Annotated in this window: 18 protein-coding genes; 8 read left to right on the top strand and 10 right to left on the bottom strand. The window is 64.7% G+C overall.

The features are described 5' to 3' along the window. The first annotated feature begins 40 nt into the window (after positions 1–40). The 3 genes from CO675_RS33235 (at position 41) to CO675_RS33225 (ending at position 1604) form a co-directional block, all read left to right on the top strand. A complete protein-coding gene (locus CO675_RS33235) occupies positions 41–616 on the top strand; it encodes a hypothetical protein (RefSeq protein ID WP_097676022.1) in 576 nt (191 codons plus the stop codon). 58 nt (positions 617–674) lie between these two features. Beyond that, on the top strand, positions 675–1229 hold the full coding sequence (locus CO675_RS33230; RefSeq protein WP_097676021.1) for an inner membrane-spanning protein YciB: 555 nt from the start codon (positions 675–677) through the stop codon (positions 1227–1229). Between the two features lie 78 nt (positions 1230–1307). Further along, complete coding sequence (locus CO675_RS33225; RefSeq protein ID WP_097676020.1) at positions 1308–1604, top strand: hypothetical protein; 297 nt, start codon at positions 1308–1310, stop codon at positions 1602–1604. A 9-nt stretch (positions 1605–1613) separates the two neighbouring features. Here CO675_RS33225 and CO675_RS33220 read toward each other — a convergent pair whose 3' ends face one another. Both CO675_RS33220 and CO675_RS33215 read right to left on the bottom strand, forming a co-directional pair. Beyond that, on the bottom strand, positions 1614–2288 hold the full coding sequence (locus CO675_RS33220; protein WP_097676019.1) for a DUF429 domain-containing protein: 675 nt from the start codon (positions 2286–2288) through the stop codon (positions 1614–1616). Further along, positions 2285–3937 carry a fumarate hydratase gene (locus CO675_RS33215; RefSeq protein WP_097676018.1) on the bottom strand — a complete coding sequence of 551 codons (1653 nt, stop codon included), beginning with the start codon at positions 3935–3937 and terminating at the stop codon, positions 2285–2287. Before CO675_RS33215 ends, CO675_RS33220 begins: the two co-directional genes overlap by 4 nt. Positions 3938–4170: 233 nt before the next feature. Here CO675_RS33215 and CO675_RS33210 point away from each other — a divergent pair, with 233 nt between their 5' ends. Next, positions 4171–4488, top strand: coding sequence for a Kazal-type serine protease inhibitor family protein (locus CO675_RS33210; RefSeq protein WP_097676017.1), 318 nt, complete (start codon positions 4171–4173; stop codon positions 4486–4488). Between the two features lie 102 nt (positions 4489–4590). Then, positions 4591–5052, top strand: coding sequence for a hypothetical protein (locus tag CO675_RS33205; RefSeq protein ID WP_097676016.1), 462 nt, complete (start codon positions 4591–4593; stop codon positions 5050–5052). Positions 5053–5056: 4 nt separating this feature from the next. On the opposite strand, the gene CO675_RS33200 is transcribed toward CO675_RS33205, so the two are convergent. Together CO675_RS33200 and CO675_RS33195 are read right to left on the bottom strand one after the other, a co-directional pair. Then, positions 5057–5497, bottom strand: coding sequence for an SRPBCC family protein (locus tag CO675_RS33200; RefSeq protein ID WP_097676015.1), 441 nt, complete (start codon positions 5495–5497; stop codon positions 5057–5059). Beyond that, complete coding sequence (locus CO675_RS33195; protein WP_097676014.1) at positions 5497–5823, bottom strand: ArsR/SmtB family transcription factor; 327 nt, start codon at positions 5821–5823, stop codon at positions 5497–5499. Before CO675_RS33195 ends, CO675_RS33200 begins: the two co-directional genes overlap by 1 nt. Before the next feature lie 156 nt (positions 5824–5979). Between CO675_RS33195 and CO675_RS33190 the strand changes: the two genes are divergently transcribed. Both CO675_RS33190 and CO675_RS33185 read left to right on the top strand, forming a co-directional pair. Beyond that, entirely contained in the window at positions 5980–6654 is a 675-nt protein-coding gene (locus CO675_RS33190) for a methyltransferase family protein (protein WP_097676012.1), read from the top strand. Between the two features lie 9 nt (positions 6655–6663). Further along, positions 6664–7023, top strand: a complete 360-nt coding sequence (locus CO675_RS33185) for a GFA family protein (RefSeq protein ID WP_097676011.1) — start codon at positions 6664–6666, stop codon at positions 7021–7023. Between the two features lie 27 nt (positions 7024–7050). On the opposite strand, the gene CO675_RS33180 is transcribed toward CO675_RS33185, so the two are convergent. Beyond that, positions 7051–7758, bottom strand: coding sequence for a glutathione S-transferase (locus tag CO675_RS33180; protein ID WP_097676009.1), 708 nt, complete (start codon positions 7756–7758; stop codon positions 7051–7053). Positions 7759–7912: 154 nt separating this feature from the next. Between CO675_RS33180 and CO675_RS33175 the strand changes: the two genes are divergently transcribed. Further along, entirely contained in the window at positions 7913–8329 is a 417-nt protein-coding gene (locus tag CO675_RS33175) for a DUF3606 domain-containing protein (RefSeq protein WP_097676007.1), read from the top strand. A gap of 143 nt (positions 8330–8472) precedes the next feature. Here CO675_RS33175 and CO675_RS33170 read toward each other — a convergent pair whose 3' ends face one another. From CO675_RS33170 to fliR, 5 genes are all read right to left on the bottom strand, one after another. Beyond that, complete coding sequence (locus tag CO675_RS33170; protein ID WP_097676005.1) at positions 8473–9150, bottom strand: lectin; 678 nt, start codon at positions 9148–9150, stop codon at positions 8473–8475. A gap of 152 nt (positions 9151–9302) precedes the next feature. Beyond that, complete coding sequence (locus CO675_RS33165) at positions 9303–10262, bottom strand: Tim44 domain-containing protein (RefSeq protein WP_097676004.1); 960 nt, start codon at positions 10260–10262, stop codon at positions 9303–9305. A 246-nt stretch (positions 10263–10508) separates the two neighbouring features. Then, positions 10509–13088 carry a cell cycle histidine kinase CckA gene (gene cckA / locus CO675_RS33160; protein WP_097676003.1) on the bottom strand — a complete coding sequence of 860 codons (2580 nt, stop codon included), beginning with the start codon at positions 13086–13088 and terminating at the stop codon, positions 10509–10511. Positions 13089–13229: 141 nt separating this feature from the next. Then, positions 13230–14303, bottom strand: coding sequence for a flagellar biosynthesis protein FlhB (gene flhB / locus CO675_RS33155; RefSeq protein WP_097676001.1), 1074 nt, complete (start codon positions 14301–14303; stop codon positions 13230–13232). A 12-nt stretch (positions 14304–14315) separates the two neighbouring features. Then, complete coding sequence (gene fliR, locus CO675_RS33150) at positions 14316–15086, bottom strand: flagellar biosynthetic protein FliR (RefSeq protein ID WP_097676000.1); 771 nt, start codon at positions 15084–15086, stop codon at positions 14316–14318. Between the last annotated feature and the right edge of the window lie 15 nt (positions 15087–15101).

Here is a 15101-nt window from a genome sequence, read left to right as displayed (position 1 = left end):
ATATCTTTACGATGTAAAGATTAGCCCTTCGAGGCTCCCAATGACGATCTTCCTGATCCTTGCTCCTTACGGCGCCTTCGCCACGCTGATGCTGGTGACCTCGGCCACGGCGAGCCTGCTCTGCGCCGCGCTGATCTGCCTTGCCGTCATCGCGTTCGATATCGCGCGCGGCCGCAGCATCAAGATCCTCGGCGTCGGTTCGGTGATCGTGTTCACCGCAGTCGGCAGCTACCTCACCTTCGTCGATCCGACGCCAAGCACCATCGCAGTGAAGATCGCCGTCGATGCCGGCATCCTGCTGGTGTCGTTCGGCTCGATCCTGATCGGCCATCCGTTCACACGGCAATATGCGCTGGAGCAGGTCGATGCCGAGATCGCGAGGCAGCCGGGCTTCCTCACTGCCAACTACCTGATCACCGGAGCCTGGACCGCTGCGACGCTGTTGATGCTGATCGGCAATATCGCGGTGCTGTATGTGCCGGCCCTGCCGCTGTGGACCGGCCTCTTGATCGCCTTCGCGGCACGTAACGCCGCGGTGGGCTTCACGCGCTGGTATCCGCACTATCGAGCGGCCAAGTACGGGACGCCGCCGGCCGGCGCGCTACCGTCGCGCTAGACGCTGCAATAGCAACATCACAACGATCATCCTGCCAGAGGAAACGGAAACCACGACGATGAAGAGCGTATTTGCCAGGCTCGCGAGCGACTTCCTCTCCACCATCATATTTCTTGGGGTCTACCTCACCACCGACAATGTCCTGATCGCCACCGCTGTTGCGATCGTGGGTGCGATTGCCCAGGTGGTCTATGCGCACGTCAAGGGACAGGCGCTCGGCTACATGACCTGGGCGAGCCTCGGGCTGGTGATCGTGCTGGGCGGCGCGACGCTGCTCACCAACGATCCGCGCTTCGTGCTGGCGAAGCCCGCGATCGGCCACATCGCGATCGGCGCGATCATGCTCAAGCGCGGCTGGATGCTGCGCTATCTGCCGCCGATCGTGACCGAGACCATTCCGGAATACGCCACCCTCGCCGGTTACGCCTGGGCCGGGCTGATGTTCATCCTCGCCGCCGGCACCGTCGCGATCGCGGCGACCGGCGACATCAAGCTGTGGGCGTTCTACGTGTCGGTGGTGCTGGTCGGCGCCAAGATCGCCGCCTTCGCGATCCAGTACGTCGCCTTCCGCTTCCTGGTCGGCAGCCGGCTGCGCACCGCCGCCCGCGCCTGATCGCCGCAGCCGCGATCTAGGCGCAAGCTGCAAGATGGGCTATACCCGCCCTCGCTTTTAACCGGAGGGGAGACATCAATGGCGGTGGACGGAAACTGGAATCTGACGATGACGACGCCGATGGGCGAGCGCAAGGCGACGCTGTCGCTGGCAAGCTCCGGCGGCACGCTCACCGGCACGCAGGGTGCCGAGGGCAACTCCACCGAAATCTTCGACGGCACCGTGAACGGCGACAGCGTCGCCTGGAAGGTCTCCATCACCAACCCGATGCCGCTGACGCTCGAATTCTCCGGCAAGGTCGCAGGCGACGGCATTTCCGGCGAGATGGGCATCGGCCCGATGGGCAGCTTCCCCTTCACCGGCACGCGGGCGTAAGCCCTCAATCTAGAACCAGATCTGCATCGGCAGATCATGCGCATCCAGCGGCTGCGGTCCCCCGGGAACGCAGCCGTTTGGTTCATGGGCTGCGAGCGCCACCGCACAAGCATCCAGCACGTCGTCGCGCTTCGCTCCGGTGCCGATCCGCACCTCAGCCAGCCAGCGATCGATCTCGCGAACGCCTGATCGCTTCAGCAGCTTGCGACGAAGCGCATCGCCCTCCTCCGACTTCTTGCGCGGCAATGCCGTGCCGCCGTTCAGCCGCAGGAACACCAGCTCGGGATGCACCTCGCGGATGTCGCGCGCGGCGTTCGCGCGCACGAACGCGTCGACCTCCATGATCTTGCTGCCGAGGTGCCAGAGCTGGCGCGAGACGCGGGTCTGGCCGCGGCGCAGCGCTTCACGGTTCGCCGCATCGGGATCGTCAAACTGCTGCCACAGCCAGCGCCGCGCACCGGTGAAGACACGCGAGGTGTGCGGGCGCAGCCGCTCACGGGCCAGACGATCGCAATCGCGCTCGCCGGCATCGGTCATGCCGATCGGAATATCGATCCCGGCGCGATCGAACGGACGCGAGAGCGCGTCCGCAATGTCGCTGTGAAAGGAAAGCGTTCGCTGGTCGCCGTCGATGCTGACGGCGACCCAGCCTTTGGAGAATCCGTCGAGGCCTGTTGCCCTCAACCCAGATTCAATTCCTTGAAGAAGTCGTTGCCCTTGTCATCGATGATGATGAAGGCCGGAAAATCGACCACCTCGATGCGCCAGATCGCTTCCATGCCGAGCTCGGGATACTCGACCACCTCGACCTTCTTGATGCAGTGCTCGGCGAGGTTCGCCGCGGCGCCGCCGATCGAGCCGAGATAGAAGCCGCCATGCTTCTTGCAGGCCTCGCGCACCGCGACCGCGCGGTTGCCCTTGGCGACCATCACCATCGATCCGCCCGCGGCCTGGAACTGGTCGACGAAGGAATCCATGCGGCCGGCCGTGGTCGGGCCGAACGCGCCGGAGGCGTAGCCGTCGGGCGTCTTGGCGGGGCCTGCGTAGTACACCGGATGGTTCTTGAAATAATCCGGCAGTGGCTCGCCCTTCTCCAGCCGCTCGCGCAGCTTGGCGTGCGCGGAGTCGCGCGCCACGATCATGGTGCCGGTCATCGAGACGCGGGTCTTGATCGGATACTGCGACAGCGTCGCGAGGATATCCTTCATCGGCTTGTTGAGGTCGATCTTGACGACCTCGCCGCCGAGCGACTGCTCGACCGCCGGCAGATACTGCGCCGGATTATGCTCGAGCTCCTCGAGATAGACGCCGTCCTTCGTGATCTTGCCGAGCACCTGGCGATCAGCCGAGCAGGAGACGCCGAGCCCGATCGGCAGCGAAGCGCCGTGGCGCGGCATGCGGATCACGCGCACGTCGTGGCAGAAATACTTGCCGCCGAACTGCGCGCCGACCCCCAGGCTTTGCGTCATCTTGAGGATTTCCTGTTCCATCTCAAGATCGCGGAAGGCGTTGCCGTCGGCCGAGCCGTGGGTCGGCAGCGCGTCGAGATAGCGCGCCGAGGCAAGCTTCACGGTCTTCATGCAGAGCTCGGCCGAGGTGCCGCCGATCACGATCGCGAGGTGATACGGCGGACACGCCGCGGTGCCGAGCGTCAGCACCTTCTCCTTCAGGAAGGCGAGCAGCCGATCTTTGGTCAGGACCGACGGCGTCGCCTGGAACAGAAAGCTCTTGTTGGCCGAGCCGCCGCCCTTGGCCATGAACATGAACTTGTAGGCGTCGTCGCCCTCGGCGTAGATCTCGCACTGCGCCGGCATGTTGTTGGCCGTGTTCTTCTCCTCGTACATCGACAAGGGAGCGACCTGCGAGTAGCGCAGGTTACGGCGCAGATAGGCGTCGCGCGCGCCCTCGGAGAGCGCGGCCTCGTCGTCACCGTCGGTGATGACGTTGCAGCCCTTCTTGCCCATGATGATCGCGGTGCCGGTGTCCTGGCACATCGGCAGCACGCCGCCGGCCGCGATGTTGGCGTTCTTCAGGAAGTCGAAGGCGACGAACTTGTCGTTGTCGCTGGCTTCCTTGTCCTCGAGGATCGAACGCAGCTGCTTCAGATGGCCCGGCCGCAGATAGTGGTTGATGTCGCCGAAGGCGGCCTCGGAGAGCGCCCGCAACGCCTCGCGCGACACCACCAGCATGTCCTTGCCCAGCACCTTCTCGACCCGAACGCCCTCGCTCGTCACCTTCTTGTAGGGCGTGGTGTCGGCACCCAGCGGGAACAGCGGGGTGTGCTTGTAGGGCGGAACGGGCTTCTGGTCAGGGAAGGCTGAGGGGGCGTTCATGAGCTGCTCTTTGGGCTTGCAGGTCGGGTTCGTAAGGCCGGTCCGGCCGTGCGGCCGCCGGAATGTAGAGCCGTTCTAAGCCTTTTTCGGACAAAGGAAAGGGAAGCCGGCCGTCTTCCAGCCATGCACGGGACCGGCAATCCATGTGCTACCCTTCATCCGTCGGTAATCTCTGGTTGCCACAACGCTTCAGTGATCCGCGGAGCGGTCAGGAAAGCCATCAGGAGACCATCATGAAGACAGCGCTTTTCGCCTCGTTCACAGCGCTGGCCTTGGTGATCGCGGTCCCGACCGGCGCCGATGCGGCCCGCCTCGGCAGATCCTGCGGCGGCCTTGCCGGCGTTCAATGCAGCCGTAGCGGCCAGTTCTGCCAGTTCAAGCCGGGACAATGCGGCCGCGCCGACCAGACCGGCAGCTGCGCATTCCGGCCGACGATCTGCAACAAGATCTACAAGCCGGTGTGCGGCTGCGACGGCAAGACCTACGGCAACGATTGCGAACGCCGCGCCGCCGGCGCCTCCAAGGCGCAGGACGGCAAGTGCGCCTCCTGACAGGGCCGTATTGACGCGCTGCGCGGGAGCCTGCATGTAGCTTCGCGTATTTTCATACCGCGGGGGTATTTCGTGACAGCACCGTTGCGCCGACGCTTTCCCTTGAGCATCCGCTCTTTTCTGCCGGCCGCGCTGATCGCGCTGGCGACAGCCTTCACTGCGGCGCCTGCGCATGCCGATCCCTGCGAGGACATCGCCAAGCAGCTCGCCGGCCAGATCGACGGGCTGAAGGTCAATTTCAGCGCCGCCAACATCACATACCTCACACATCCGGCGGCGAAGGAATTGTCGCTCGGCTGCCGCGGCAAGGACTATTCGATCGAGCTGTTTGCCAAGACCGATCGCAAGATGAAGCCCGAGTTCTTCAACCTGGTCGGCTCCGCCACCGCGCTGGTCTTCACCGTGCCCAAGGACGATGCCACCACCGGCACCTCGCGGTGCCTGAAGCGCATGGGCATTCTGCGCGGCAACACCATCACGATGCGCTATCGCCGCCTCAACCTTGAATGCACGCGCAACAAGGCCGACGCCTCGATCACCGTACGACGCGGCAAGAACGAGTGATCGGTCAGGCTTCCGCGGCGACCCGTCCGATCGCATCGACGATCTTGCCCCAGCCCGGGCTCATCATGTCGAAGGCGTAGCGGTTGCCGGGGAAGACGAAGCCGTCATGCACCATGCGGACTTGCGTGCCGCCCTCGACCGGCGTCAGCGTCCAGGTGACGACGGAGTCGAGTTTCGAGCCGAATTCCGGATTGGTGTCGGCGCCGCCCTTCCAGGAATAACGCAGCAGGTGCGGCGGATCGCAATCCAGCACCTCGCAATGCACGACACCGTCCCAGTCGCCGATCGGCCGCGTGCGGAAGTTGAACTTGTGCCCGACGCACGGCTGGAAATCGTTCGGCATCAGCCATTTCATCAGCAACTCGCTCGTGGTCAGCGTCCGCCAGATCCTGTCGGCGGCATAAGGCAGCACCTTCTCGACCGTGATCGCGTGCGTCTCACCCATCACTCACTCTCCTTCAACAGCCGTTCCAGATTTGCGAAGCGCTCGGCCCAGAACGTCTCGTAATGGCCGAGCCAGTCGATCAGTGGGCTGAGCCCCTTCGGCGCGACGCGATAATGGATGTGCCGGCCCTCGCGCCGCTCGGCGACGAGGCCGGCATCGCGCAGCGCGCGCAGATGCTGCGACACCGCCGGCTGCGACACCTTGGAGCCCTGCACCAGCCCGGTCGCGGCGATTTCGCCTTCCCGGATGATCCGCTCGAACACCGCCCGCCGCGTCGGGTCCGCGAGGGTCTTGAGCACGTTGGTCAGCTGCATGGCGCTGGTCATGCGAATATATAAGCAATCACTTATACGATTGTCAATGCAGAGATGACGCAAGGACGGCGCGGGAACACCTCGCCTGCTCCGAAAGTTGATGATTGCGGTCGCATGTTTGCCGGAAAATGAGTGCGATAATCGCGGCTGGAATCACGGAGCCCGCTCATGATCGCAAAGCTCCTCGTGCAGAATACCTTCTTCGTCATCGCCATGGCCGCGCTGCTGTTTGCCTTCGCCGGCACGCTGCATTGGCCCGGCGCCTGGGCTTACCTGATCGCCTCGGCGCTGATCGGCCCGGCCTGCGGGCTGTGGCTTGCCAAGGTCGATCCCGGCCTGCTTGCCGAGCGCATGCGTCTCACCGCGCGCGAGGGCCAGCCCGCCGAAGACAAGCGCTTCATGCTGGTGTTCCTGGTCATTGCCGTGCTGTGGTTCGTCGCGATGGGCCTCGATCGCCGCTTCGGCGGCGCCGACGCCGGCGTGCCGCAGATCGTGCTCGGCCTCGTGCTCTATCTGATCTCGACCGTGCTGATCCTGTGGGTATTCCGCACCAACTCGTTCGCTGCCCCGATCGTAAAGGTGCAGACCGAGCGCCACCATCACGTGATCTCGACCGGGCCCTACGCGCTGGTGCGCCATCCGATGTATGCGAGCGTGATGCTGTTCTTCATCGGCGTGCCGCTGACACTCGGCTCCTGGTGGGGCCTTGCCTTCGTGCCGGTGTTCTTCGCGATGTTCGCCTTCCGCACCGGGATCGAGGAGCGTACGCTGATGGCAGGGTTGTCAGGCTATGCCGACTATGCGGCGCGGGTGCGCTATCGCCTCGTTCCCGGACTGTGGTGAGGAACCATCATGGCAGAGAGCAAGACCTACACCGGCGGCTGCCATTGCGGCCAGGTGCGCTTCGAATGCACCACCGACATGGCCATGGTCACCGCCTGCAACTGTTCGATCTGCACCAAGAAGGGCCTGCACTTCGTGTTCATGCCGCCAACGAGCTTCCAGCTCCGCGCCGGCGCCGAGAACCTCAAGGAATATCTGTTCAATCGCCATGCGATCCGCCACCAGCTCTGCGTCGATTGCGGCGTCGACGTGTTCGCGCGCGGCAAGAAGCCTGATGGCACCGACATCGTGGCGCTCAACATTAGCTGCATCGACGGCATCGACCTGTCGAAGATCGCAATGACGCCGGTGGATGGGCGGAACAGGTGACTGCGATCACCATTCGTCACGGTCGGGTCAAAGATCCAGCGCCTTGTAGCGCCGGAAAATCCCCTCCTCGTTGAACGGAATCCGCCGCGCGCTCGCCAGATACGCCTTGATGTTCGGCCGCTCGGCGACCCGATCGCGCAGCGCGATCAGGCGCGGCACCTTCTTCTCGAACCCGGCCATCCGCTTCGGAAATGCGTAGCGCAAGCCTTCCACGATCTGGAACAGCGACAGGTCGACGTAGGTCAGCCGGCGGCCGGTGACGAAGCCACCGCCATTCGCCTGCACGAGATCCTCGAAATAGCCGAGATATTTCGGCACCCGCGATTTCCAGAACTCCTCCGTGCGCTTCTTCGCCGGCGCCTTCTGGTCCTCGTAATACAGCGACGGGCCGAGTGGGTGATGGGTATCGTGGATCTCCAGCACGAAGTCCGCGATCGTCAGCTGCAACTCGTGCACCCAGAGCTTTCCGGCTTCGGCCTTCGGCGCGAGGCCATGGCGCGTGCCGAGATAGAGCAGGATGTTGGCGGTCTGCCCGATCAGGAGTTGGCCGGCCTTGAGGAACGGCGGCGCAAACGGCGGCGTGCCCTTGTGCGCGTCCATCATCTTCATCATGACGCCAGTGCCGCCCTTAGCCCGCGCGACATCGGTGTATTCGGCCCCGGCATCCTCGAGCGCGAGGCGAACATATTCGCCGCGGCCCTGGATCATCGGCCAGTAGTAAAGCTGATAGTGCATGCACTTACCTCCAAAAACTTTCGCCGCATCGCATCGCTTCGTGGTGATCGTAGCCGTGCCGTGGTCAGATCGTCCATCGCGCGTGGCCCGCCTGTCCGAACTGCGCGGAGGCTGCTAAGATTACAGCATCGAGTCTTCGATGAAGGATCAACTTATGGCGGACGACAAGAAGAAGCGGGGCGCACAGGATCGTGCTCTGATCGCGTTGAGCGAGTCCTACGAAGTTGCGTACTGGTCCAAGAAGTTCAAGGTCACGCCGGCAAAGCTCAAGGCCGCCGTCAAGAAGGTGGGTCATTCCGCCAAGAAGGTGGAAGCCCATTTCAAGGAGCAGCGGCACATGGCCGCCGACCGCGCGCGGATCGCGATCAGCGAGCCCTACGAGGTCCGCTACTGGTCGAAGAAGTTCAAGGTGACCCCTGCGCGGCTCAAGGCGGCGGTCGCCGAGGTCGGACATTCCTCAAAGAAGGTCGGGGCCTACTTCGCGACGAAGAAGAAAACCGCGAAGAAAAAGAAGGCTGCGAAGAAGACGGTGAAGAAGGCAGCCAAGAAGACCAAGCGCAAGAAGAGCTGAGCGCGGTCATACTGTCCCCGTCATTGCGAGGAGCGAAGCGACGAAGCAATCCATCGCTCCGCGCATGCGGCAGGATGGATTGCTTCGCTGCGCTCGCAATGACGGGCATTCACTTGCAGCAAAATCAGACTCGCCCCGCCGCCTCAATTCGCCGCGAAGCAGTACAGCAGGCCGTCGCCGCCGGCGCTCTTCAGATCGGCCTGCGAGCAGCCGCCATCGGGGCCGCGCGAGGGATGCGACGTGTTCCACGATTTTGACGGCTCGTCGTCGCGCAGCCCCTTGCGGTCGAAATGCCCGACCATCGCAGCGCCCTGCGTGCTGCTTGTCCAGTTCTTGCAGGTGCGGTCCTCACCGGCCGCAAACGCAGTACCGTCGGCCTGCGATCCCGTCAGCACGTCGTGGCGGTTCGGCGTATCGCCGGCACCGTTGATGACCTCGCCCTTCTCGGACAGCGCGGTCTGCTTGGTCAGGGCGTTGCTCGCGCTGTGCAGGTCGGCGACGTCCTTGGCGACCACGACGCCCTTCACATTCTTCCACGGGCCCTTGCCGATGCGGTCACGCGCGTTCACCGCTACCTTGCCATCGGCCGCCTGGGTCGAGAGATAGGCGCGCCATGTCTTCGGCGCGCCGAAGCCGGCGGCCTGCGCCAGGGTCTGGCAATGATTGTCGGCGCCGGCGAGACCGCCGAGATTGCCGCCATTGCCGATGCCGTTGCTGGTGACGAAGAAGCTGGTGTCGGCGGTCTGCGCTGCTGCCGGCGGCGCGGCCAGGACGACGAACGCAAGACAGGCAGGAACCGCGATATGCGCAATGACCTTCATTTCGTTCTCCCGATGGCGTTTTTTTGGTCCGCTGACATCACCCCGCGGCCTGTCCGGATATTCCGGCACCGCGACACGCAAATGAAACCCACAAAACAAAAGCGCCGCGGACGATGCCGCGGCGCCTTGTACTTGTCGTGACCGGCAATCGATCAGTTGGTCTGCTGGATCGCCGAGAGTTCCCAATTGCCACCGCGCTGGCGCACGAAGGTCCAGACCTCGGTGACCTCCTCCGGCTGCCCGCCGCTGACCTGACGGCCGGTGCCGCGCTCCAGCATCGTGTCGACCAGCGAGTAGCGCATCGCGACGGTCGCATATTCGCTGTCGCCTTCGCGCCAGGCTTCCGCCAGATCGCCCTGCAAGAGCTTCACATTGGACGTCTTGTTGGTGACGTTGCGCGCCTTGTTCTCCTCGAGATCCTTCGAGAAGTACGACACCATTTCCGGCGTCGCGAGCGTGTGCAGCTTGGCGATGTCCTCGTTCGACCATGCGGCCTGGATGTCGCCGAGCAGCCGCTCGAACGTCTCGTAGTCGCCGGGTGTGATCTCGACCGGCGCATTCGATCCGCCGCCGAGGCCAAAGCCGAAGCCCGAACGGGCGTTCGCCTGCGGACCGGGGCCGACGTCGGGGCCACCCGCGTAGGCGGCCGCCGGCGTATTGCGCCGCTGCCACCACGACATCGCGAGCCGGACCACCAGCACGATCAGACCGATCTGCAGCAGCAGGCCTAACATCGACGACAGGCCGCCGAGGCCCGAGAACAGGCCACCGCCGAACAGCATGCCGAACAGGCCGGCGCCAAGGAAGCCTGCGGCCAGGCCGCCGAGCAGGCCGCGGCCCATTCCGCCGCGGCCGAACATGCCGCCGGAATTCGCCGCCGCGGGCGAGCCCATGTTGGGGCTGCCAGGCTGGCTGAAGGTACGATTCATCGGAGCAACCGAGCCCGGCGCGGTGCTGGTCGAGGGCGGCGCGGAGAATGTCCGCGAGCCGCGCGAGCCGCCGCCGCCGACGCGGGCGTCGGCCGCCGAAACGGTCATCATCACGGGCAGCGCCAGCGCCATCGCGACGGCGATCGCCCGGACAATTCCACGCGTGCGTTGCGAGAAATTCATGTTGGTTTCCTCAAAGGATTCCCCGGCATGGGGAAACGCCCCTAACATGGGCAGAGCCAGATAAAAGTGAAGCGGGAAACGGGAACCGCGACTGCGGCCCTCGGTCGCGGCGATGTGACACTATGGGCCTTGTGGATGCCACAGCGCGTCCTAGCGCGATATGCGGCTCGGGTTCAACCGCGACCGCATTGCAGCATTGCCTCTGCCCTGCGGGAAGCGAAGGGGTATCGCAGCTCGTCGCCCGGCCTAATTCGCCGTCATGGTTTCCTTCACCGCGGCGACCAGCTGCGTCAGCGTGAACGGCTTCGGCAGGAACGCGAACTGCTGGTTCTCCGGCAGGCTTTTCTCGAAGGCGTCCTCGGCATAGCCCGAGACGAAGATGATCTTCAGCTCCGCATTGCGGCTGCGCATTTCCTTCAGCAGCGTCGGCCCGTCCATCTCCGGCATCACGACGTCGGAGACGACGAGATCGACCTTGCCGTTGTTCTCCTCGAACGCCTCCAGCGCCTCGACGCCGTTGGCCGCCTCGATCACGCTGTAGCCGCGCGAGCGCAGCCCGCGTGCATTGAGCGAGCGCAGGCCGTCCTCGTCCTCGACCAGCAGGATGGTGCCCTGCCCGGTGAGATCCGGCTTGGGCTTGGCGGCATCTGCGGTCGCAGTCTCCTTTGCCGCGCCGTTGCCGGCATGCGACTCCGGTGCAACCTCCTGCTCCTGATGATGCCGCGGCAGATAAATCCGGAACGTGGTGCCGCCGCCCGGCACGGAATCGACATAGACGAAGCCGCCGGTCTGCTTGACGATGCCGTAGACCGTGGACAGGCCGAGCCCGGTGCCCTTGCCGACTTCCTTGGTCGAGAAGAACGGCTCGAAGATCTTGTCGATGATCTCGTGCGGAATGCCGGTGCCGGTGTCCGAAATCTCGATCTTGACGTAGTCGGCCGCCGGCATCCCCTTGTTGGCGAGTTGCGCGGCTTCCTCCGTCGACACATTGGCGGTGCGGATGATCAGCTTGCCGCCGTCGGGCATCGCGTCGCGCGCATTCACCGCGAGATTGACCACCACCTGCTCGAATTGCGAGACGTCGACCTTTACCGGCCACAGATCGCGGCCATGGACGAGGTCGAGCTTGACCTTCTCGCCGATCAGCCGGCGCAGCAGCATGGTGAGGTCGCTCAAAGCGTCGCCGAGATCGAGCACCTGCGGCCGCAGCGTCTGGCGACGCGAGAACGCGAGCAGCTGCCGCACCAGCGTCGCGGCGCGGGTGGCGTTCTGCTTGATCTGCATGATGTCCTGGAACGACGGGTCGGTCGGCTTGTGCGCGTTCAGCAGGAAGTCGTTCGCCATCATGATGGCCGAGAGCACGTTGTTGAAGTCGTGCGCGATGCCGCCGGCGAGCTGGCCGACCATCTCCATCTTCTGCGACTGGTTGATCTGGTTTTCCAGCGCGCGCCGCTCGGTGGTCTCGAGCATGTAGACGATCGCGGTTTCGGCGTCGCGCTCGTCCTTCTCCACCGTGGTGACGAAGAACTGGGCGAAGCGCTCCTTGGGCCCGTCAAGCATCACCTCGACCGGCGCGATATCGCCCTGGCCCTCGGCAGCCTGGTTGATCGCGGCGATCAACAGGCCGCGGTCGCGCGGATTGACCGCACGGAAGATCGACTTGGCCGCGCCGCCGTCGCCGTTCAGCCCCTGCGCCAGCTTGGCATAGCGCGCATTGGCGCCGACCACATTGCCGCCGCGATCGACGGTCGCGATCGCCATCGGCGTATGGTCGAAGAAGCGCATGAAGCGCACCTCGGCGGCGCGCTCCGGATCGGAATGCTCGTCGCGGGCGCGGCTGATCACCAGCGTGCGCGAGGCGCCCGCCGCACCGTCGGCGCCGAAGGCGAGCTTGTGATAGAGCCGCACCGGCACGGTCTTGCCGCCGCGCATCCGCAGGTCGATGTCGAACACCTCGGTCTTGACCTCGCCGGGCACCGCCGCGATCGAGGTCAGCAGCGCCGCGCCGTCGCCCGAGACGATGTCGGTCAGCTTCAGGCCGCCCGAGCCGATCTCGGCGAGATCGTAGTCCAGCCAATTGGCCAGCGTAGCGTTGACATAGGCGATCTCGCCGGCCGGATTGACCGAGAAGAAGCCGCATGGCGCGTGATCGAGATACTCGATCGCGTGCCGCAGCTCCTGGAACACGTCTTCCTGGCGCTCGCGGTCGCGGGTGACGTCGGCGATCGACCACACCGCATATTTCGCGTCGCGCTTGCCCTCGCCGAGCGGGCGTACCCGCAGGCGCAGCCAGCGGCCCTGTCCACCACCTTGCCCGGCCTCGTGCCCGGCGACACGGACCTCCTCCTGCTGCCGCTTGCCCTCGCGCGCCGCCTTCAGGAGGCGGAACACCGCCTCGGAGACGTCGGGGTTGCCGATGAAGACGCGTTCGACCGGACGGACGTCCTGTGGACCGGCCGCGCCGGTCAGTGTGAGATAGGCGGCGTTGGAATAAACCACGTGGCCGCGGGAGTCGGTGACGGCGAGCCCTTCGTGGGCGTGGTCGGCGATCCGCCCCATCACCGGGTCGTCGCTCGTGCGGTCGGAGAAGCGGATGATGCCGGCGGCCAGCGCGAACAGGTTGAACAGCCCGACGGTGGCGAGCAGCGCCAGCACGAAGAGGATATAGGGCTGCGCCTGGGTACGGCCGATGGTCATGAGCCAGACGGCCACCGCGACGATGCCGGTGGCGATCAGGAGCACCAGCAGGATACTGCCGCTCCGCCGCGCTGGCCCGTGAGCCACGAACGGCTCGGTCGCGGGAGGATCGTTGCTATCGGCGGTCATCTGGAGAGACATGGCTCGTCTGCATCACGGAGGCGACCGGCCGGCCACCTCGCCCCTGAGTGCCTGAATCGGACCCGAAAACGCAAGTCCATCAGGCGGCTAATTCGCAAGTTACGCGCTTTTCAAGCGGTTTTCCGCCCCTTACTGGCGCAGGCCGGACAGGCCGCGCCTCAGCCGCATCACGTAGCCGATGATTTCGGCAACCGCGTGGTAGTGCTCGACCGGGATTTCCTTGTCGATTTCGACGGTCGCATAGAGCGCCCGGGCCAGCGGCACGTTCTCCACGATCGGAATGTCGTGCTCCTTGGCGATCTCCCTGATCTTGAAGGCGAGGTTGTCGACGCCCTTGGCGACGCAGATCGGCGCCGACATGCTGCGGTCGTAGGCCAGCGCCACCGAATAGTGGGTCGGGTTGGTGATGATCACCGAGGCCTTCGGAACCTGGGCCATCATGCGCTTCTTGGCGCGCTGGACGCGCAACTGCTTGATCCTGCCCTTGACGTGCGGGTCGCCTTCCGACTGCTTGAATTCCTCCTTCATCTCCTGCAGCGACATCTTGTGACGCTCGTACCAGGTCCGGTACTGGAAGAAGTAATCGGCGATCGCGACCGCAGCCAGGATGGCGACCACCGCCGCCAGCAGATGCACCGTCATGCCGGTGATGGCGGGCAGCAGCTCGGCCGGATCGACCCGCAGGAACGATTCCATCCGCATCCGATCGGGCCACAGCACCATGACCATCACGACGCCGAGCGCGATCAGCTTGAACAGGCCTTTCAGGAAGTTCGCCACCGCCTGCTTGCCGAACAGCCGTTTGAAGCCGGCCGCCGGCGAGATCTTGGAGAATTTCGGCTTCAGCTGCTCGCCCGACCAGACCAGCTGATGCTGGATCATGTTGCCCGCGATCGCAGCCAGCGCCAGCATCAGGAACGGCACGCCGATCGCGGCAACCACCGCGTAGCCCAGCGTCTGGGTCAGTTGCAGCAGGCCGGCACCGTCGGTGCGGATCATCCATGAATTGGCGATCAGATTGCGCAGCGGCATCAAGATGCCGCCACCAATCGAGCCCGAGAAGGTCGACAGCACCAGCGTGGCGCCGGCGATGACGAACCAGGTATTGACCTCCTGGCTCTTGACGACGTCGCCTTTCTCAAGGGCGTCATCGAGACGTTTTTGCGTGGGGTCTTCTGTTTTGTCTTCGGTATCGTCGGCCATCTCGTCTCCTGATCAATTCATTGGAGCGAGTTGGCGCATGACGCCGTTGAAGTAGTCGAAATAGGTGTTCATCATCGCCGCGAGCACGACGCCGAAGATCAGGAAGCCGACCACGATCGAGAGCGGCACGCCGACGAAGTAGACCTGCATCTGCGGCATCAGCCGCGCCAGCACGCCGAGCCCGATGTTGAAGACGAGGCCGAACACCAGGAACGGCGCCGACAGCTGCAGGCCGATCTTGAAGGCCGCGGAGAACGCAGAGGTCGCGAGCGCGGCGACGTCGCCGGTCGGCATGATCTCGCCGGGCGAGAAGATGCGGTAGCTCTCGCTCAGCGCCGCGATGACGAGATAGTGGCTGTCGGTGGCGAACAGCAGCGTCAGGCCGAGGATGGTGAGGAAGTTGCCGATGATCTGGCCCTGCTGCCCCTGGGTCGGGTCGACGGCGGTGACGAAGCCGAGCCCGAGCTGCTGGGCGATCACGGAGCCCGCGACGTTGAGCGCCGACAGCGTCACCCGCGCGGTGGCGCCGAGCACGATGCCGATGATCAGCTCATGCACCATCAGGACGCCGAGCGCGGAGATCGACGTCAGGTCGACGTGATAGGCGTTGCGATGCAGCGGAAGGATGATCAGCGTCAGCAGCAGCGCGATCGACAGCTTGACCCGTGCCGGGATGTTGCTCTCGCCGAAACCGGGCAGCAGCATCACCATCGCGCCCACGCGCGCGAACACCAGCACGAAGATTGCGGCCAGCGCCGGAAGCAGGGAGACATCGATGCGCATGACCGCGGCATTAGT

It is taken from the genome of Bradyrhizobium sp. C9 (genome assembly GCF_002532045.1).
GTDB lineage: Bacteria > Pseudomonadota > Alphaproteobacteria > Rhizobiales > Xanthobacteraceae > Bradyrhizobium.
The sequence above is the reverse complement of the archived record's forward strand: the minus strand, read 5'-3'. Positions and strand labels throughout refer to the sequence as shown.